This window comes from Micromonospora sp. NRRL B-16802 (assembly GCF_001279555.1).
In the GTDB taxonomy this organism is placed as follows: domain Bacteria; phylum Actinomycetota; class Actinomycetes; order Mycobacteriales; family Micromonosporaceae; genus Micromonospora; species Micromonospora profundi.
Map to the genome: position 1 here is coordinate 1 of NZ_LGEB01000072.1, position 18,486 is coordinate 18,486.

The 18,486-nt window shown below is 70.9% G+C and carries 16 protein-coding genes; 4 read left to right on the forward strand and 12 right to left on the reverse strand.

Annotated elements, in window-relative coordinates; translation table 11 throughout:
- Positions 1–113: 113 nt before the first annotated feature.
- The 3 genes from ADK66_RS20290 to ADK66_RS20300 form a co-directional block, all read right to left on the reverse strand.
- On the reverse strand, positions 114–1,049 hold the full coding sequence (locus tag ADK66_RS20290) for an acyl-ACP desaturase (protein ID WP_053657670.1): 936 nt from the start codon (positions 1,047–1,049) through the stop codon (positions 114–116).
- A 77-nt stretch (positions 1,050–1,126) separates the two neighbouring features.
- Positions 1,127–2,455: a histidine--tRNA ligase gene (gene hisS, locus ADK66_RS20295; RefSeq protein ID WP_053657672.1), complete on the reverse strand. Its 1,329-nt coding sequence runs from the start codon at positions 2,453–2,455 to the stop codon at positions 1,127–1,129.
- A 71-nt stretch (positions 2,456–2,526) separates the two neighbouring features.
- Positions 2,527–3,237, reverse strand: a complete 711-nt coding sequence (locus tag ADK66_RS20300; RefSeq protein ID WP_053657674.1) for an MBL fold metallo-hydrolase — start codon at positions 3,235–3,237, stop codon at positions 2,527–2,529.
- A gap of 266 nt (positions 3,238–3,503) precedes the next feature.
- On the opposite strand from ADK66_RS20300, the gene ADK66_RS20305 reads away from it, so the two are divergent.
- Both ADK66_RS20305 and ADK66_RS20310 read left to right on the forward strand, forming a co-directional pair.
- Entirely contained in the window at positions 3,504–4,379 is an 876-nt protein-coding gene (locus tag ADK66_RS20305) for a peptidylprolyl isomerase (RefSeq protein WP_053657676.1), read from the forward strand.
- 58 nt (positions 4,380–4,437) lie between these two features.
- Positions 4,438–5,277, forward strand: coding sequence for a peptidylprolyl isomerase (locus ADK66_RS20310; protein WP_053657677.1), 840 nt, complete (start codon positions 4,438–4,440; stop codon positions 5,275–5,277).
- A 57-nt stretch (positions 5,278–5,334) separates the two neighbouring features.
- Here ADK66_RS20310 and ADK66_RS20315 read toward each other — a convergent pair whose 3' ends face one another.
- From ADK66_RS20315 to ruvC, 8 genes are all read right to left on the reverse strand, one after another.
- Entirely contained in the window at positions 5,335–7,872 is a 2,538-nt protein-coding gene (locus ADK66_RS20315) for a bifunctional (p)ppGpp synthetase/guanosine-3',5'-bis(diphosphate) 3'-pyrophosphohydrolase (RefSeq protein ID WP_053657679.1), read from the reverse strand.
- Between the two features lie 170 nt (positions 7,873–8,042).
- Positions 8,043–8,609, reverse strand: coding sequence for an adenine phosphoribosyltransferase (locus ADK66_RS20320; RefSeq protein ID WP_053657681.1), 567 nt, complete (start codon positions 8,607–8,609; stop codon positions 8,043–8,045).
- A 171-nt stretch (positions 8,610–8,780) separates the two neighbouring features.
- A complete protein-coding gene (gene secF, locus ADK66_RS20325) occupies positions 8,781–9,974 on the reverse strand; it encodes a protein translocase subunit SecF (protein ID WP_053657683.1) in 1,194 nt (397 codons plus the stop codon).
- A gap of 1 nt (position 9,975) precedes the next feature.
- The gene (secD, locus tag ADK66_RS20330; RefSeq protein WP_197281591.1) at positions 9,976–11,871 is read right to left on the reverse strand and encodes a protein translocase subunit SecD; all 1,896 of its coding nucleotides are present in this window, start codon (positions 11,869–11,871) and stop codon (positions 9,976–9,978) included.
- Positions 11,872–12,147: 276 nt separating this feature from the next.
- Positions 12,148–12,486 carry a preprotein translocase subunit YajC gene (gene yajC / locus ADK66_RS20335; protein WP_082377570.1) on the reverse strand — a complete coding sequence of 113 codons (339 nt, stop codon included), beginning with the start codon at positions 12,484–12,486 and terminating at the stop codon, positions 12,148–12,150.
- Between the two features lie 139 nt (positions 12,487–12,625).
- Complete coding sequence (gene ruvB, locus ADK66_RS20340; RefSeq protein WP_053657687.1) at positions 12,626–13,693, reverse strand: Holliday junction branch migration DNA helicase RuvB; 1,068 nt, start codon at positions 13,691–13,693, stop codon at positions 12,626–12,628.
- A complete protein-coding gene (gene ruvA, locus ADK66_RS20345) occupies positions 13,690–14,292 on the reverse strand; it encodes a Holliday junction branch migration protein RuvA (protein WP_053657689.1) in 603 nt (200 codons plus the stop codon). Before ruvA ends, ruvB begins: the two co-directional genes overlap by 4 nt.
- On the reverse strand, positions 14,289–14,816 hold the full coding sequence (ruvC, locus tag ADK66_RS20350) for a crossover junction endodeoxyribonuclease RuvC (RefSeq protein ID WP_053657691.1): 528 nt from the start codon (positions 14,814–14,816) through the stop codon (positions 14,289–14,291). The genes ruvA and ruvC overlap by 4 nt, the downstream gene beginning before the upstream one ends.
- Before the next feature lie 345 nt (positions 14,817–15,161).
- Between ruvC and ADK66_RS20355 the strand changes: the two genes are divergently transcribed.
- Complete coding sequence (locus ADK66_RS20355; RefSeq protein ID WP_053657693.1) at positions 15,162–15,944, forward strand: 3-hydroxybutyrate dehydrogenase; 783 nt, start codon at positions 15,162–15,164, stop codon at positions 15,942–15,944.
- A gap of 14 nt (positions 15,945–15,958) precedes the next feature.
- The gene (locus ADK66_RS20360; protein WP_053657720.1) at positions 15,959–17,875 is read left to right on the forward strand and encodes a helix-turn-helix domain-containing protein; all 1,917 of its coding nucleotides are present in this window, start codon (positions 15,959–15,961) and stop codon (positions 17,873–17,875) included.
- On the opposite strand, the gene ADK66_RS20365 is transcribed toward ADK66_RS20360, so the two are convergent.
- Entirely contained in the window at positions 17,876–18,484 is a 609-nt protein-coding gene (locus ADK66_RS20365) for a TetR/AcrR family transcriptional regulator (protein WP_053657695.1), read from the reverse strand.
- Positions 18,485–18,486: the final 2 nt, after the last annotated feature.

Sequence of the window (18,486 nt, forward strand, 5' to 3'; positions counted from 1 at the left end):
CCCCCACCCCCACCCCCGCGATCTTGCACTTTCGGTCGTCGAAACAGGCGCATTGCACCGATTCGCGGCGACACAAAGTGCAAGGTCGCGGGGGTGGGGGTGGGGGGTTGGGCTTAGCGGAGGGCTAGGCGGGCTGCTCGGGCTGCTCGCTTCTCTTCGAAGCGGCTCGCAGCGCGGTCCAGTTCGTCGAGCTGGGCGGCGAGCTGCTCGCGGGCGGCTTCGCCGTCGGCGTTCAGGCCGGTCACGTTGAACACGTCCCACTGCCGCAGCACCGGCTGGAGCACCTCGTCGCGGTGCTGGCGCAGGTCGTAGATGCCGGCCAGGGCGATCGCCACCGACTTGCGGGCGAAGCCGTCGATGCCGTTGCCGGGCATCTGGAAGTCGGCCACCACGTCCGCGACGGCCCGCATGGCCTGGCTCGGGGCCAGCTCGAACGCGGCGGCGAGCAGATTGCGGTAGAAGACCATGTGCAGGTTCTCGTCGGCGGCCACCCGGGCCAGCAGCGCCTCGCAGGCGGGGTCGCCGGTGGCCTTGCCGGTGTTGCGGTGCGAGATGCGGGTGGCCAGCTCCTGGAACGAGACGTACGCCAGGGAGTGCAGCACCTCGTCGTCGTGCACGTTGACGTAGCCGGCGGCCATGTGGGTCATCCGGGCCCGCTCCAGCGCCACCGGGTCGACGGCCCGGGTGACGGTCAGGTAGTCGCGGATGGCGGTGCCGTGGCGGCCCTCCTCGGCGGTCCACCGGTGCACCCAGGTGCCCCACGCGCCGTCGCGACCGAACAGGGTGGCGATCTCGTGGTGGTACGAGGGCAGGTTGTCCTCGGTCAGCAGGTTGACGATGAGCGCCGTGCGGGCGACGTCCGGGATTGTCGAGTCGGTCGGCGACCACGCCTCACCATTGAGCGGCCCGTCGAAGGTGCGCCCCTCGCTCCACGGCACGTACTCGTGCGGGAACCACTCCTTGGCCAGCGAGAGGTGGCGGTCCAGGTTGCGTGCGACAACCGGCTCCAGCTCGACGAGGAGTGCGGTCTGGCTCAGCGTGGTGCTCATGGTCACGAGAAACTCCCTACGGTGGCGTAACTTACGCTACCGTAGGTCCCCGCGGCTCTGCGCGCCAGTGGTGAGACTCAGTTGACTCTCGCCGTACGGTCCTCGACGGGCGGCATCCACTCCCCCGCGTCGGCAGCTACCTGCTCACCTGAGCGAATGTCCTTGACCTCGTCGGGCGCGTCGTCGACGCCCGGGAACCAGACGTACGGGATGCCGCGCCGCTCGGCGTAGCGGATCTGCTTGCCGAACTTCGCCGCGCTGGGCGACACCTCGGTCGGCACCCCGCGTCGCCGCAGCGCCTCGGCCACCCGGTTGCTTGCCGCACGCTGCTCCTCGCCGGTCACTGCCACCAGGACACAGGTGGGCACCGAACGGGAGATCGACAGCTCGCCCGCGCCGAAGAGCAGCCCGAGCAGCCGGGTCACCCCGATCGAGATCCCCACGCCAGGGAACGAGGTGGCGCCGAGAGTGGCCAGGCTGTCGTACCGACCGCCGGAGCAGATCGAGCCGAACCGCTCGTAGCCGCGCAGTTGGGTCTCGTAGACGGTGCCGGTGTAATAGTCGAGCCCCCGGGCGATGCGCAGGTCGGCGACGCACAGGCCGGGCGAGTGCTCGGCGGCGGTCTCGACGACCCGCACCAGCTCCTCGATGCCCTCGTCGAGCAGCGGGTCGGTAACGCCCAGGGCGCGTACGGCGTCGGCGAACGACGCGTCCGGCGCGGAGATCTCGGCAAGCGCCAGGCACGCCTTGGCCTGCGCCTCGCTCGCACCGGCGGTCTGGGCCAGCAGTTCGGCCACCTTCGCCGGGCCGATCTTGTCGAGCTTGTCGACGGCACGGAGCGCCGCCTCCGGGTCGGTCAGCCCGATCCCCCGGTAGAAGCCCTCGCAGACCTTGCGGTTGTTGACCTGGATGGTCACCGGCGGGATCGGCAACGAGCGCAGCGCGTCCCCGATCACCAGCGGGATCTCCGCCTCGTGGTGCGGGGCGAGTGAGTCCCGGTCCACGATGTCGATGTCGGCCTGCACGAACTCCCGGTAGCGCCCCTCCTGCGGGCGCTCCCCCCGCCACACCTTCTGGATCTGGTAGCGGCGGAACGGGAAGGCGAGCTTGCCGGCGTTCTCCAGCACGTACCTGGCGAACGGCACGGTCAGGTCGAAGTGCAGGCCGAGCTGGTCGTCACCGCCGCCGCCCTCGGCGTCGGCGTGCAACCGCCGGATCACGTACACCTCTTTGGAGGTCTCGCCCTTGCGCAGCAGCTGGTCGAGCGGCTCCACCGCGCGGGTCTCCAGCGGCGCGAACCCGTACAACTCGAACGTTCCCCGGATCTTGTCGAGCACGAACTGCTCGATCATCCGCTGGCCGGGGGTCCACTCCGGGAAGCCGGAGATGGGCGTGGGCTTGCTCATGGGCGTACTCCTTGCGGTTCCGCGCCCGCGGCGCGGTGGTGTCGTGGGTCCGCGACCGGCGCGGACGTTTCTCAAAGACCCCGGGTGGGCGCGGCGGGCACCGACCCCGCCACCTCGATGAGGTACGGGTTGCTGGCGCGCTCGCGGCCGATCGTGGTGCTGGGACCGTGCCCGGGCAGGACGACTGTGTCGTCGGCCAAGGGGAGGATCTTGTCGCGCAGGCTGTCGAGCATGGCTGGCATGCTGCCGCCCGGCAGGTCGGTGCGGCCGATCGACCCGGCGAAGAGCACGTCGCCGGAGAGGCAGATCTCGTCAGCCTCCCAGCCCGAGCCCGCGCCGGGCAGCCGGAACAGCACCGACCCGCCGGTATGGCCCGGTGCGTGGTCGACGGCGATCTCCAGGCCGGCGAGGGTGAGGGTGGCGCCGTCGGTCAGCTCCGCCACGTCGTCGGGCTCGCTGTAGCTCAGCCGGCCGCCGAAGAGGGAGGTCAGGTCGGCCGACAGACCCTTGGCCGGGTCGGCAAGCATCTCCCGGTCGCCGGGGTGCACGTACGCGGTGATGCCACGCGCGCCGCAGACCGGGGCGACCGAGAAGGTGTGGTCCAGGTGCCCGTGGGTCAGCAGGACTGCTGCCGGGTGCAGGCGGTGCTCGGCGAGGAGCGCGTCGAGCTGGTCGAGCACCCCGATGCCGGGGTCGACCACGACACACTGCTCCCCCGGCGCGGTCGCCACCACGTAGCAGTTGGTGCCGAAGGCGTCCGCGGGAAAGCCGGCCACGAGCACGGGCGCTGTCCTTCCGTCGAGCTGTCGTCCTGCCCAGCAGCCTAACCGGCCCGGCGAGAGGGTTCGCCGCGTCCGTCCCCTCGCGCCTCGACGGGCACAGTGACAGCCTCCGATAAGCGCTGCTCGGGACGGGGTGGACCTCGTACACCACATTCCCAGTCGCTAGCCGTACACTCTGGCGGGCGTGTGGCGCGGCACACGAAACGCCGGATGGTCCGGGACACCCGGCCGTCGGCGACGACCAGGCAGAGGAAAGGGGAGCACTGGTGGCTTCCAGCAGGGACCGGCAGCGCAAACTGGCGCGGGCCAAGCTCGACCGACAGTTGGCCCGGCGGGCAGCCGCCACGCGGCGCCGCCGACAGATCCAGGCCGGTGTCGGTGTCTTCCTGGTCCTCGCGCTGGTCGTGGCCGGTTCGGCCTGGGCGCTCGGGGCGTTCGACTCGGAGCCGAAGCAGAACGCCGCGGTCGAGGAGACCTGCGTCTGGACGCCGCAGGACGCGGCGGTCAACACCAACCTCAAGGACGTCGGCACACCGGAGACCAAGGGTCTGCCCACCGAGGGCACCCGGGCGATGACGGTCACCACCAACCAGGGCGGGCCGATCACCGCCGAGCTCAACCTGGCCACTTCCCCGTGTGCCGCCGCGAGCATCGCCCACCTGGCGAGCCGGTCGTTCTACGACAACACCCAGTGCCACGAGATCACCGCCGACGGCGCGCTTCGCTGCGGCGACCCCAGCGGCAGCGGTCTCGGCGGCCCGAGCTACTCCTTCTACGACGAGGACCTGCCGACTGTGCCGTCGGCGTCACCGTCGGCCAGCCCGGCGCCCGGTCAGCCGCCGACGTACCCCAAGGGGACCGTCGCGATGATCTCCAACCCGCCGGGCAGCAACGGCAGCCAGTTCCTGATCTTCTTCAAGGACTTCACCACAGCGGACCCGAAGTACCCGGTGATCGGCAAGGTCACCGGCGGGCTGGACGTGGTGGAGAAGATCGGTGCCCTGCCGACCGTGGAGAATGGGACCGGGGCGAAGGTCAGGCCCAAGTCCGACGTGGTGATCCAGAGCCTCACCGTCGGTGAGCCGGTCACCGGCGCGGCACCGCCCGCCAGCGCCCCGGCCAGCAGCCCGAGCGCGGGTTGACAGGTAGCACCACCCACCCGAGCGGCACCAAGCAGCAGACAGCCAGGAGGATCCAGGCGTGACGTCCACCAGAGAGCGGCAGCGCGCGGCGGCACGCGCCCGGCTCGAGAAGGAGATGGCCGAGCGCGCGGGCAAGGCCCGTAAGCGCCGGCAGACCCAGGCGATCATCGGTGCGGGGGCTGCCCTGGTCCTCGTGGTCGCCGGCACCGCCTGGCTGGCCATGACCCTCGGCGGCGACGACGACAAGACCGACACGGCCGCCTCGGCGCCCGGCACTGCCGAGTGCGCGTTCACCGAGCTGCCCGCCGACCAGCGGTCCCCGCAGATCAAGGACGTCGGGTTGCCCAGCAACCAGCAGTCCGCCACCGGCGTGCAGACCATGACGATCGACACCAACCTGGGTCCGATCACCGCCAAGGTCGACAGGTCGCTGTCGCCGTGCACGGCGGGCAGCTTCACCTACCTGGCGGAGAAAAACTTCTTCGACAACAGCAAGTGCCACCGCCTGGTGACCGAGGGCATCAAGGTGCTTCAGTGCGGTGACCCGAGCGCCACCGGCAAGGGCTGGCGGGACACCGACGGCACCGGCGGCCCGAGCTACCGCCAGGCCGAGGAGAACCTGCCCACCGACAAGCGCCCGCCGTACCCGGAGGGCGTCATCGCGATGGCCAACTCCGGCCAGCCGGGCAGCACCGGCAGCCAGTTCTTCATCGTCTACGGCGACTCGCCGCTGGACCCGGCGTACACCGTGCTGGGCACCATCACCGGCGGCATGGACATCGTCAAGGACGTGGCAAAGGCCGGCGACGACGGGGCGTTCGCCCAGCAGGCCGGTGGCGGTCACCCGAAGAAGGAGATCGTCATCAAGGACCTCACAATGAGCAACCCGCAGGGCTGACGCCCACGCACGTGAAAGCGCCCGCCGGCTGAGCCGGCGGGCGCTTTGCTGTCGGGGTCAGGCCCCGGAGGTGACCCGGTACGCGTCGAAGACGCCGTCGACCTTGCGGACGGTGGCCAGGAGGTGGCCCAGGTGCTTCGGGTCGGCCATCTCGAAGCTGAACCGGCTCACCGCCACCCGGTCGCGGGTGGTGGTGACGGTGGCCGAGAGGATGTTGACCCGCTCGTCGGAGAGCACCCTCGTGACGTCGGCGAGCAGCTTGTGCCTGTCCAGCGCCTCGACCTGTATGGCCACCAGGAAGGTCGAGGCGGAGGTGAGCTTCCAGCTGACCTCCACGACCCGCTCGCTCTGCGCCCGCAGGTCCTCGGCGTTGGCGCAGTCGTCGCGGTGCACGCTCACCCCGCCGGAGCGGGTGACGAACCCGAAGACCGAGTCCGGTGGGACCGGTGTGCAGCAGCGGGCCAGCTTGATCCAGACGTCGCTGACGCCGCGGACCACCACGCCGGGGTCGCTGCTGCTCTGCCTGCTGCGTGGCGGCCGGGTGGCGACGGCGGTCTCGGCGATGTCCTCCGCCGCGCCCTCCTCGCCGCCGTACGCGGCCATCAGCTTCTGCACCACCGACTGCGCCGAGACCTGGCTGTCGCCGACCGCCGCGTACAGCGACGCCACGTCGGCCAGGTGCAGGTCCCGTGCGATCGACATGAGCGCCTCGGAGGTGAGCATCCGCTGCAACGGCATGCCCTGCTTGCGCATGGCCTTGACGATCGCGTCCTTGCCGGCCTCGATCGCCTCCTCGCGCCGCTCCTTGTTGAAGTACTGACGGATCTTGGTACGGGCGCGTGGGCTCTTGACGAAGCCCAGCCAGTCCTGGGTGGGGCCGGCCGTCTCGGACTTCGACGTGAAGATCTCGATCACGTCGCCGTTGGACAGCGTCGACTCCAGTGGCACGAGCTTGCCGTTGACCCGCGCGCCGATGCACTTGTGCCCGACCTCGGTGTGCACCGCGTACGCGAAGTCCACAGGCGTCGAACCGGTCGGCAGCGGGATGACGTCACCCTTGGGGGTGAAGACGTACACCTCCTGGCTGGACAGGTCGAAGCGCAACGCGTCGAGGAACTCGCTCGGGTCGGCCGCCTCGCGTTGCCAGTCCAGCAACTGTCGCAGCCAGGTCATCTCGTCGATGTGCGCCGGCGGGCCGACGATCTGGGTGCCCTTGTGCTCCTTGTACTTCCAGTGCGCGGCGATGCCGAACTCGGCGGTGCGGTGCATCGCGTACGTGCGGATCTGCATCTCCACCGGCTTGCCGGTGGGCCCGATGACCGTCGTGTGCAACGACTGGTACATGTTGAACTTGGGCATCGCGATGTAGTCCTTGAACCGGCCCGGCACCGGCTGCCAGTTGGCGTGGATCACACCCAGCGCCGCGTAGCAGTCACGAACCGTGTCGACAAGGATCCGCACACCCACCAGGTCGTAGATGTCGTTGAAGTCGCGACCCCGCACGATCATCTTCTGGTAGATCGAGTAGAGGTGCTTCGGCCGCCCGGTGGTGTCCGCCTTGATCTTGGCGGCCTTGAGGTCGGTCGACACCTTCTGCGTCACCTGGCGCAGCAGCGCCTCGCGCTGCGGCTGGTGCTCCCCGATCAGGCGGTTGATCTCCTCGAAGCGCTTCGGGAACAGCGTGCCGAACGCCAGATCCTCCAGCTCCCACTTGATCGTGTTCATACCGAGCCGGTGGGCCAGGGGCGCCAGGATCTCCAGGGTCTCCTTGGCCTTCTGCTCCTGCTTGGGGCGGGGCAGGAAGGTCAGGGTGCGCATGTTGTGCAGCCGGTCGGCCAGCTTGATCACCAGCACCCGCGGGTCCTTGGCCATCGCCACGACCATCTTGCGGATCGTCTCGGCCTTCGCCGCGTCGCCGAGCTTTACCTTGTCGAGCTTGGTGACGCCGTCGACAAGCAGGGCGACCTCGCCGCCGAAGTCGACGCGCATCTGGTCGAGCGTGTATTCGGTGTCCTCGATGGTGTCGTGCAGCAGCGCGGCGACAAGCGTGGTGGTGTCCATCCCCAGGTTGCCGAGGATCGTCGCCACGGCAAGAGGGTGGGTGATGTACGGGTCGCCGGACTTGCGGTACTGCCCGGAGTGCCACCGCGCCGCCGTGTCGAAGGCCCGCTGCAACAAACGTGCGTCGGCCTTGGGGTGGTTCTCCCGGTGGCTGGCGATGAGCGGCTCCAGCACCTCGCTTACCTGCGAGGTCTGCCAGGGCGCGTTGAACCGGGCCAACCGGGCCCGGACCCGCCGACCGGTGGGCGCGTTGGACAGCCCGAACCCGCCGCTGGGCGACGGGTCGACACCGGCGTCGGTCGGGAACGGGACCACCACCCCGTCAGCGCCGAGGGACGACTCGACGCCGCCCGCCGTGGCGGCGGGCGTCACAGTCGTGCCGTCGATCGCAGCCCTGCCGGAGCCGTTGCCCGAGCCCTTGCCGGAGCCCGTCACCCGGGCCGGAGCGTCAGCGTTCCGGTCGGTCACCGAGCCGTCAGCGTCGCCTGTCGGGTGCACCGTGCCCTCCGCCGGAGGGACGACATCGTGGGACACCGGCCTCCTCACCGCTCGCCGGGAAAACACCGGCCGTAGATCGGCCGGCCTGGTCTCGCGTCGCCGAGCGGGGTACCGCCGGCGTCAGCAAAGGGCAATGCTACCCGCACGGACGGTCCCCTGCCGCTCCGCCGGACGGTCGGCGCGGGGTCCGCTTGACGGGCCGCGAATCAAACGGTCAGCAGGGCATGGACCGGACGCGGTGCCAGCCGCTCACGGCCACCCAGGAAACCCAACTCCAGCAGTACGGTGAAGCCGCTGACGGTCCCACCGGCCCGCTCGACCAGGTCCAGGGTCGCCTCGGCAGTGCCACCGGTGGCAAGCACGTCGTCGACCACAAGCACGCGGTGACCCGCGGTGAAGGCGTCCTCGTGCACTTCCAGGGTGGCCTCGCCGTATTCGAGGGCGTAGGAGATCGAGTGCGCCGGGCGGGGCAGTTTGCCGGCCTTGCGGACGGGCACCACGCCCACCCCTGCCGCGTACGCGACGGCCGCCGCCACCACGAACCCGCGCGCCTCGATGCCGACCACGACATCGAAGCCATCCCGCCCGTGGTATGCCACGATCCCGTCGACCACGTCGCGGAACACCTTCGCGTCGGCGAACAGCGGCATCAGGTCCTTGAACAGGACACCGGGCTGGGGGAAGTCCGGCACGTCCAGCACCCGACTGGCGACCAGCCGGGCGGTCTCCGGGCCGAGGTCCCCGCGCGGTGCGGTGCTGTGGGTCTCCGTCACGGCAGTTCCGTTCCCTTCCGACGACAACGGCGTCCGGCAGTGCTGCTCGCACAGCATGCCGGACGCCGTTCGGTCATGTCCTCCCGGGCTCACCCGGGCCGTTCAGCGCCGCTCGGCGTCACCGCCGGTCAGCGCTACGGCTGGTCAGCGCCGCCTGGGCGCTGCCGCCGGTCAGCGCCGCTTGGCGCCACCCGGCCGGCTGCCGCCGCCACCCGGGCGACCGCCCCGGGCACCGGTGGGCCGCTTGCCCGCCGGCCGGGCGCCCACCTTGGGAGCGGCGCCGGCCAACGCGGCGTTGTCCGGGTCGAGGGGCGCGTCGTCCGTCTCGGTCCGGGCCGGGCTCGCGGCACCCTTCGTGGGGACCTCGCCACGCGCCAGCGCACCGCGGCGGGCCTGCACCCGCTTGTTGTGCGCCTGGATACGCGGCTCGTAGTTCTTCAGCAGCGCCAGCATCGGGGTGGCCACCAGGATGGAGGTCAGGAAGGCCATCGCCATACCGACGAACAGCACCAGGCCGAGGTCCTTCAGCGTGCCCGCGCCGAGCAGGCCGGCGCCGATGAAGAGCAGACCACCGACGGGCAGCAGCGCCACGACCGACGTGTTCAGCGACCGCATGAGGCTCTGGTTGACGGCCAGGTTGGCCGCCTCGCCGTACGTCTGGTTGTTGTTGGCGGTGATGCCCCGTGTGTTCTCCTCCACCTTGTCGAAGACCACCACCACGTCGTAGAGCGCGAAGCCCAGGATCGTGAGGAAACCGATGATCGTCGACGGGGTGACCTCGAAGCCGACGAGCGAGTAGATGCCGGCGGTGAGGATCAGGTTCAGCAGCAGCGAGGTGACGGCGGCGACGGCCATCCGCCACTCGAAGCGCAGGATCAGGTAGAGCATCACCAGCGCGATGAAGACCACCAGACCGAGCACGGCCCGCTCGGTGACCTGGCTGCCCCACGCCTCACTGACCTGGTTGCTGCTGATCTGACCGGGTTCCAGACCGAAGTCCTCGGCGATCTGGGCCTTGACCGCGTTTGTCTGCTCGACGCTGAGCTGCGGCGTACGCAGCTCGTAGGAGTCGCCGCCGGTGCCGCCGACCTGCTGCGCGGTGGCCACCTCGACGCCTGTGTTCTCGGCGGCGAGGGCGGCGTTGACCTCCTCCTCGGCCTGCTCCAGCGTGCCGACGCTGGCCGGTACCGAGAACGAGTTACCGCCGGCGAACTCGATACCGAGGCTGAACCCCCGGATCGAGATGCTGAGGATCGCGATCAGGACGAGGACCCCGGCGACGCCGAACCAGAGCTTGCGCCGGCCGACGACGTTGAGACCGGCCTCACCGTTGTAGAGGCGACTCGCCAAACTGTTGTCAGCCATCTCAGGCCTCCTTGGCGCGCGGGTTGCGGGGCTGAGTCTGCTGGGTCCGGGCCGGAAGCGCCCGGCCGAGCCCGCTGACCCGCGGGGACAGGAACGCCCGGGTCCGGGCGAACATCGTCATGATCGGGTGGCGGAAGAGGAAGACCACCACCAGGTCGAGCACTGTGGCGAGGCCGAGCGCGAACGCGAAGCCCTTGACCGTGCCGACCGATACCACGTAGAGCACCACAGCCGAGAGCAGTGTGATCGCGTTTGCCGAGATGATCGTCCGGCGGGCTCGGATCCAGGCCCGGGGTACGGCGCTGCGTGGGCTGCGTCCCTCCCGGATCTCGTCCTTCAACCGTTCGAAGTAGATGACGAACGAGTCCGCCGCCACACCGAGTGAGACGATCATGCCGGCGATGCCGGCGAGGGTGAGCGTGAAGCCGATCTGCCTGCCGAGCACCACGAGCGCGCCGAAGACCAGCAGCGCGGAGAGGATGAGGCTCAGGAAGATGACCGAGCCGAGCAGCCGGTAGTAGAAGAACGCGTAGATGATGACCAGCAGCATGCCGATGCCGGCGGCGAGCAGACCGGCGCGCAGGTGGCTGGCACCCAGCGTGGCGGTGACGTTCTGCGCCTCCTGCTGCTCGAAGGTCACCGGCAGCGCGCCGTAGCGGAGCTGACCCGCGAGGGTGCTGGCGTCCTTCTGGGTGAAGTTGCCGGTGATCTGGGAGTTGCCGGTCAGCACGCCCTGGATCTCCGGCGAGGAGACGATCTCGTTGTCCAGCACGACGGCCACCCGGCACTTGCCGTCCTGGCCCAGGGCTGTCGCGTCGCAGGCCCCGCCCTCGTTGTTGAACGCCTCACGGGTGAGGGCCGTCCAGTTGCCCTGGCCCTTGCCGGTGAAGTCCAGGCTGACCACCCAGGCGTTGGTCTGGTCGAGCACCGCGTCGGCGTCCGACACGTCGGTGCCGAGCACCTTGGCCTGGTCGAGCAGGTACTTGGAGACGCCGTCCTCGCAGGAGACGACCTGCTGCTTCGGGTCGGAGATCGACGCCGGCGGGCGCTTGTCGAGCTGCGCGCAGCCGATCGTCGGCACGTTGAACTGCATCTGCGCCGGCAACACCGCCACCTCCTGCGGAGACAGCGTGCCGAACGGCTTGAGCTTGTCGGCGAGCGACGGGTCGGCGGTCAGGTCGGCCGGGCCCTGCAGACCGTTGGCGGCCTGCCACGCGGCGGCGCCGACCTTCTGCTCGACGGCCTTGCGCTGCTCCTCGATGCTCGCCGGCACCGGCTCGGTGCTGGCGCTCGCCGACGGCGCGGCACTCGCCGAGGCCGACGGGGCCGGAGTGGCGCTCGGCGATGCCGGGGCCATCCCGCCCTGACCGCCGCTCGGCGACGCGGTCGCCTTCGGCGCGCCACTGCCCGACGGGGTCGGGGCAGCACTGCCGGACGGAGCCGGGCTGCCGGACGGGCTCGGCTCGGCGGCCGGCGGTGCGGCGATCGCTCCGCTGCCGTCGGCGGCCTTCAGCACCTTGCGGAACCGCAGCTCGGCCGCGCTGCCCACGTCGGTGAGGTCGCGGTTTTCACCGGGCAGGGAGATGACGATGTTCCGGTTGCCCTCGGTGACCACCTCGGCCTCGGCCACGCCGAACGCGTTGACCCGGCTCTCGATGATCTGCCGGGCCTCTTCGAGGTTGTCCGCCGTCGGGGGCTTGCCGTCGACGCTGTTTGTCGCCTCCAGCGTCACCCGGGTGCCGCCGATCAGGTCCAGGCCGAGCCGAGGCTCAAGCCGATCCTTGAAGCTGCCGCTGGCACCGCCCGCGAAGAACACCAGAAGGTAGAGGACCACGAAGATGGCCCCGAGCACGGCGAGCTGCCGGCCGGGGCGCATCTGTCCCTGAGGTGGTGCCACGGTTGTCTGTCTCCCTGTACGGTCGCGCCGCTGCACGCGGCGGCGGCGGCGAGTGTCGGGCCGGGGGTCCGGCCGACGGGGTCTGACTGGGTCGGCATGACGCCGACACGGAGCCGGACCCACCGGCGCGGACGCTGGCGGTCACGGGACGTGCCGACGTCCGGCGTCGACCCAACTATCCAGTTTTCACGTCACGTCCGCTGCCCCGTCGGGCACGGCACCCCCGGGAGGCGGTCGTCCGGCCGTACGCCGGAAGCACCGCCGCCGATGGGGGCGTCAGTCCTTGGCGGTGTCCGCGTCCTCGGTGACCGGCTCGCTCGGCAGTTCCGCGCGGGTGACCACCCGGGCGATGGCCGGGCGGGCGTAGCGGGTCTGCACGCCCGGAGCGACCTCGAGCAGGACGCTGTCGTCCTCGATGCCGGTGACGGTGCCGTAGAGCCCGCCGATGGTCACGACCTCGTCGCCGGGGCCGAGGTTCGACTGCATAGCCTCTGCCTCGCGGCGGCGCTTCTGCTGGGGCCGGATCATCATGAAGTACATGACACCGAAGAGCAGCGCGATCATCAGGATCGGCGTGAAGCTGCCGGCCCCGCCTGCCGATTGTGCGTAATGCACGTTAAAAACCTTCCCATTGGCCTCCGTCACGGCGCGGGATGCGCCGGAGCGGAGGCGGACTCTCACGTCCTGTACAGACCGCGGCGAAGTCTAATCCCTGCACCTGAGAACACCGAATGCGGCACAGATCACGTTCACATCACGGCTGATCGGTATCCACCGAGAACAGATCGGGCGTCGATGGGACATCTACCCCAAATGTACCATTCGGCGGTGTGCGCCCCAGGTGCCGCCAGGCAGCCTCGGTGGCCACCCGGCCGCGCGGCGTACGCGCCAGCAGGCCGGCGCGCACCAGGAACGGCTCGCACACCTCCTCGACAGTGTCCGGCTGCTCCCCCACCGCCACGGCGAGGGTGGACAGGCCCACCGGGCCGCCCCGGAACGAGTCCACGAGCGCGGTGAGCACCGCCCGGTCCAGCCGGTCCAGACCCAGCGCGTCGACGTCGTACACGATCAAGGCCGCACGGGCGGTGTCGAGATCGACCACGCCGTCGGCCCGCACCTCCGCGTAGTCGCGGACCCGGCGCAGCAGCCGGTTGGCGATCCGGGGAGTGCCCCGCGACCGGCCGGCGATCTCCGTGGCACCCTCGGCCGTGATCGGCACACCGAGGATCCGCGCCGAACGGTGCAGCAGCGTCTCCAGATCGGCCGGGGCGTAGAAATCAAGGTGGGCGACGAAGCCGAACCGGTCCCGCATCGGGCCTGTCAACAACCCGGACCGCGTTGTCGCACCGACAAGTGTGAACGGCTCGACATCGAGCGGGATCGCGGTGGCCCCCGGCCCCTTGCCCACCACCACATCGACCCGGAAGTCCTCCATCGCGCTGTAGAGCAGCTCCTCGGCGGGCCGGGCGATCCGGTGGATCTCGTCGATGAAGAGCACATCGCCCTCGGCCAGGCTTGTCAGGATCGCCGCCAGGTCACCGGAACGCTCGATCGCCGGCCCGCTCGTCACCCGGATGCCCGCGCCCAGCTCGGCGGCCACGATGTTGGCCAGGCTGGTCTTACCCAACCCGGGCGGCCCGGAGAGCAGGATGTGATCCGGCGGCGACCCACGCCGCATGGCCCCCTGCAACAGCAGGTCAAGTTGGTCGCGGACCCGGTCCTGGGCGATGAACTCGGCCAGCCGCTTCGGTCGTACGGTGGCCTCCGCGTCCCGCTCGGCGTCGCTGACGTACGCCGAGACGAGCCCTTCGGTCTCGCTCATCGGGTACGACCGAGCAGGCGGATGGCCTGCTTGAGCAGCACCGGCACGGGCGGGGTGGCCCCGTCGATGGTCTCCGCGACAGCGGCCACCGCCTGGTCGGCCTGCCCTGCCGTCCACCCCAGGCCCACGAGCGCCTGGCGGACCTGGTCGGGCCAGGCGCCTGCGGTCACGCCGCCCACGCCGTCGGCGCCGATGGACACCGGGCCGATCCGGTCGCGCAGTTCCAGCACCAGACGCTCGGCGCCCTTCTTGCCGATCCCCGGCACCCGGGTCAGGGCCGCGGTGTCGGCGTTGGCGATGGCCTTGCGCACCGCGTCCGGGGTGTGCACGGCCAGCACCGCCTGGGCCAGCCGAGGGCCGACCCCACTTGCCGTCTGGAGCAGCTCGAACAACGACTTCGCGTCGTCGTCGGCGAAGCCGTAGAGGGTCAGTGAGTCTTCCCGCACCACAAGGCTCGTGGCGAGCCGGGCGACCTGGCCGACCCGCAGCTCCGCGATCGTCCCGGGGGCACAGTGCACGGCCAGGCCGACCCCACCGACCTCGATCACGGCCAGGTCCGGACCCGTCGCGGTCACCGTGCCGCGCACGCTGGCGATCATCGTGCTCCTCCTCGTCGTGCCCGGTCGGCCGCGGCGGCCAGCTTCGAGCGGGTGCCGCCGCGCCAGACGTGACAGATGGCCAGGGCGAGGGCGTCGGCGGCGTCGGCCGGCTTCGGCGGCTCGGCCAGCCGCAGCAGCCGGGTCACCATCGCTGTCATCTGCGCCTTGTCGGCCTGACCCGAGCCGGTCACCGCCGCCTTCACCTCGCTGGGGGTGTACGTCTGCACCGGCAGCCCGGCACGCGCCCCCGCCAGCACCGCGATGCCGCTGGCCTGCGCGGTGCCCATCACCGTACGCACATTGTGCTGGCTGAAGACGCGCTCGACGGCGACGCTTTCCGGCTGGTGCTCGGCGACCAGCTTGGTGAGCGACCGGTCCAGGTGCAGCAGGCGCAGCGCCAGGTCGTCGGCCGGATCGGTGTAGACCACGTAGTAGGCGACAAGCGTGCACGGGCGGCCCGGCACACCCTCGACCACGCCCACCCCACACCGGGTCAACCCCGGGTCCACACCGAGCACGCGCACGCCGCCCCCTCCCCAGCCGTCAGCAGTACGTGTGTTCGACACCCTAACTGCCAGCCCTCCCACCAGCCCCACGGGACACGCCCCTCCGGTCCCGCGCCCCGTGCCCCGCGCCGATCTTGCACTTTCGGTCGCCGCTTGATCCGTTTTGCCCTTTTCGACCGGGCAGCAAGTGCAAGATCGGCGGCGGTGGGCGGGCGCCCAGCCCGCTGCGGACGCCCAGCCGCGCAGGCAAAGGCGAGCGGGCGCATGAGGAGTGGTGGGCGGGGGTGGGCACACAGCTTTGCCCTGGAGTATGTGGCTCTGGCCCATGTGCCGGGGCGCACTCAGCTCGTAACTTCATGCGCCATGACGGCAGAACCCGTGGCGGTCCCCCACGTCGTACAGCTCGACCTCACCGGTCGCACCGCCCTGGTCACCGGCGGCGGCAGCGGCATCGGGCGGGCGTGCGCCCTGCGGCTGGGCGCGGCCGGCGCCACGGTACTCGTGGTGGACCGGAACCTGGACGCGGCCCGGGCGGTCGCCGCCGAGGCGGGCGGGCGCGCCGAGGGGGTGGACCTGGCCGACGCGGCGGCAGTGGACCGCCTCGACGTGGACGTGGACATCGTCGTGAACAACGCCGGGCTCCAGCACGTGGCGCCGATGCAGGACTTCCCCGTCGAGCGGTTCGAGTACATCCAGCGGGTGATGGTGGAGGCGCCGTTCCTGCTGGTCCGCCGCGCGCTGCCGCACATGTACGCCCAGGGTTGGGGCCGGATCGTCAACATCTCGTCGGTGCACGGGCTGCGGGCCTCGCCGTACAAGGCGGCGTACGTCACGGCGAAGCACGCCCTGGAAGGGCTGTCGAAGGTGGTGGCGCTGGAGGGCGCCGCGCACGGGGTCACCGCCAACTGCATCAATCCGGCGTACGTCCGCACTGCGCTCGTGGAGAGCCAGATCGCCGACCAGGCGGCCAGCCACGGCATCCCGGAACCCGAGGTGATCGAAAAGATCATGCTGGCCCGGGCGGCGATCAAGCGGCTGATCGAGCCCGAGGAGGTGGCCGAGCTGCTCGCGTACCTGTGCTCGCCGCCGGCGGCCTTCATCACCGGCGCGTCGATCGCGCTCGACGGGGGCTGGACGGCCAACTAGTGGGTCCCCGCACAATGTCGACCATGTCGTCGCCTGTGGAGTTTCTGGAACTGCTCGCCCGTGAGGCCGCGGCGGTGGAGTTCGAAGGTCCGTTGGTGGCCGCGCGGGCCGCCGGGGCGCCGGCCGAACGGCTGGCCGAGCTGGAGCAGGCAAGGACCGTGGCGTTGCGGGTCCGCGCGCTGCTGGAGCGGCGACGCCGCCGGGAGATCGAGCTCTCCGGTCTGTACGACACGGTGAGCGACCTGGCCGGCCTGCGCGACCTTGACGACGTGCTGCGGGCGATCGTGCACCGGGCGCGCAACCTGCTGGGCGCCGACGTGGCGTACATGACGCTCAACGACGACGAGCGCGGCGACACCTACATGCGGGTGACCGACGGGTCCGTGTCGGCCCGCTTCCAGCGGCTGCGGCTGCCGATGGGCGCCGGCCTCGGTGGTCTGGTGGCCCAGTCCGGCGCCCCGTACGTGACCGCCAACTACGGCGAGGACGAGCGCTTCCACCACACCGGGGAGATCGACGCCGGGGTGGGCGAGGAAGGCCTGGTGGCGATCCTCGGGGTGCCGCTGCGGCTCGGTTCCACATCGATCGGCGTGCTCTACGCGGCCAACCGTTCGGCCCGGCCGTTCGTGCGGGAGGAGGTGGCGCTGCTGGTCTCACTCGCCGCGCACGCCGCGGTGGCGATCGACACGGCCCGGCTGCTGGCCGAGACCCGCTCGGCGCTCGCCGAACTGTCGGCCGCCAACACCACCATCCGGGCGCACAGCAGTTCGGTGGAGCGGGCCGCTGCCGCGCATGACCGGATGACAGCGCTGGTGCTGCGCGGCGGCGGCGTGGAGGACGTGGCGGCCGCGGTGACCGAGGTGCTGGGCGGGGCGCTGCTGGCGTTGGACGCGCAGGGCCGGTTGCTGGCCCGGGTCGGTGAGATCGACGAACCGGACCGGGAGGACATCGTCGAGGCGGTGGCCGCGTCCCGCACCGAGGGCCGCAGCGTGCGCCGGGGTCCGCTCTGGTACGCGGCGGTGGTGGCGGGCACCGAGAACCTGGGTGCTCTGGTACTGCGGCCCGACGACGAGCTTGTCGACGCCGACCAGCGGATCCTGGAGCGGGCCGCGCTGGTGACAGCGCTGCTGCTGCTGTTCCGCCGGACGGTGGCCGAGGCGGAGGGTCGGGTACGCGGCGAACTGTTGGACGATCTGATCGCCCGACCGTTGCGGGACACCGACGCCCTGCGCAGCAGGGCTCGCCGGCTCGGGGTGGACCTGGACGCCCCGTACGTGCTGGTGGCGGTGGACGACGACGCGATCGCGGCCACCGGCTCGGCCCGGCAGCGGGTGCTCTCCTGGGCCACCACGTACGCCTCGGCGCGCGGTGGCCTGGCGGCGGCGCGTGACGGACGGGTGGTCCTGATGCTGCCCGGTCAGGACGCTGGTGGCAGCGCCCGGGCGGTGGCCCGGGACCTGTCCCGCGTGACGGGTCGACCGGTGACCGCCGGGGCGAGCGGTCCCGCGACCGGGCCGACGACGCTGGCGGGGACGTTCCACGAGGCGGACCGTTGCCTGACGGCGCTCGGCGCGCTGGGTCGCACCGGTCAGGGCGCGAGCACCGCCGAGCTGGGCTTCGTGGGGCTGCTGTTGGGCACTGTCGGTGACCGGGGCGAGAAGGACGTGACCCAGTTCCTCACCGCCACCGTCGGGCCGGTGGTCGACTACGACGCCCGTCGGGGGACCGCGCTGGTGAAGACGTTGGAGGCGTACTTCGGCGTCGGTGGCAGCCTGGCCCGCGCCGCCGAGCAGTTGCACGTGCACGTCAACACGGTGACGCAACGCCTGGAGCGGGTGGGGCAGCTGCTCGGCGCGGACTGGCAGCGGCCCGAGCGGGCGCTGGAGGTGCAGTTGGCGCTACGCCTGCACCGCCTGCGCGCGTCTGCCTGATCAGCGCGCGCGGATCCCTTCGAGGACGGCGTCGACGACCCGCTCCGGCAGGTCGACGTCGTTGAGATCCGGGCTCCACTGCAGCACCCGCTGGATCAGCATCGGCCCGGTGAGCAGCGCCATTGTCACCTCGATGTCGACGTCGGCCCGGAGCACGCCCTCGTCGACGCCGCGCCTGAGCACCTCGCGCATCAGCTGTCGCCGGGGCGCGATGATGTTCTGGTAGAGCTGGTACTGATCGGTGCTGCGGTTCACCGCCGGCACCAGGCACGGCATGATCTTCTCCGCCCGCGGGTCGACGTTCTTACCGATCGCGCCGACGAGCAGGATCAGGTCGTCCCGGATGGAGTGGCCGGCCGGCTGCGGCAGGACGCCCTTGAGCCGACGCAGCGCGTCGAGCAGCAAGGCGTCCTTGCCGGCCCAGCGGCGGTAGATGGTGGCCTTGCCGACCCCGGCGCGGCTGGCGATCGCCTCGATCGAGAGCGCCTCGACGTTGCTGCCCTCGGCGAGCAGGTCGAGGGTGGCCTCAATGATCGCCTCATCGGCGCGGAGGCTCCGCGGTCGCCCGGGCGACCGCGGAGCATCGGCAGTGGATCTCATGTCGGACATTG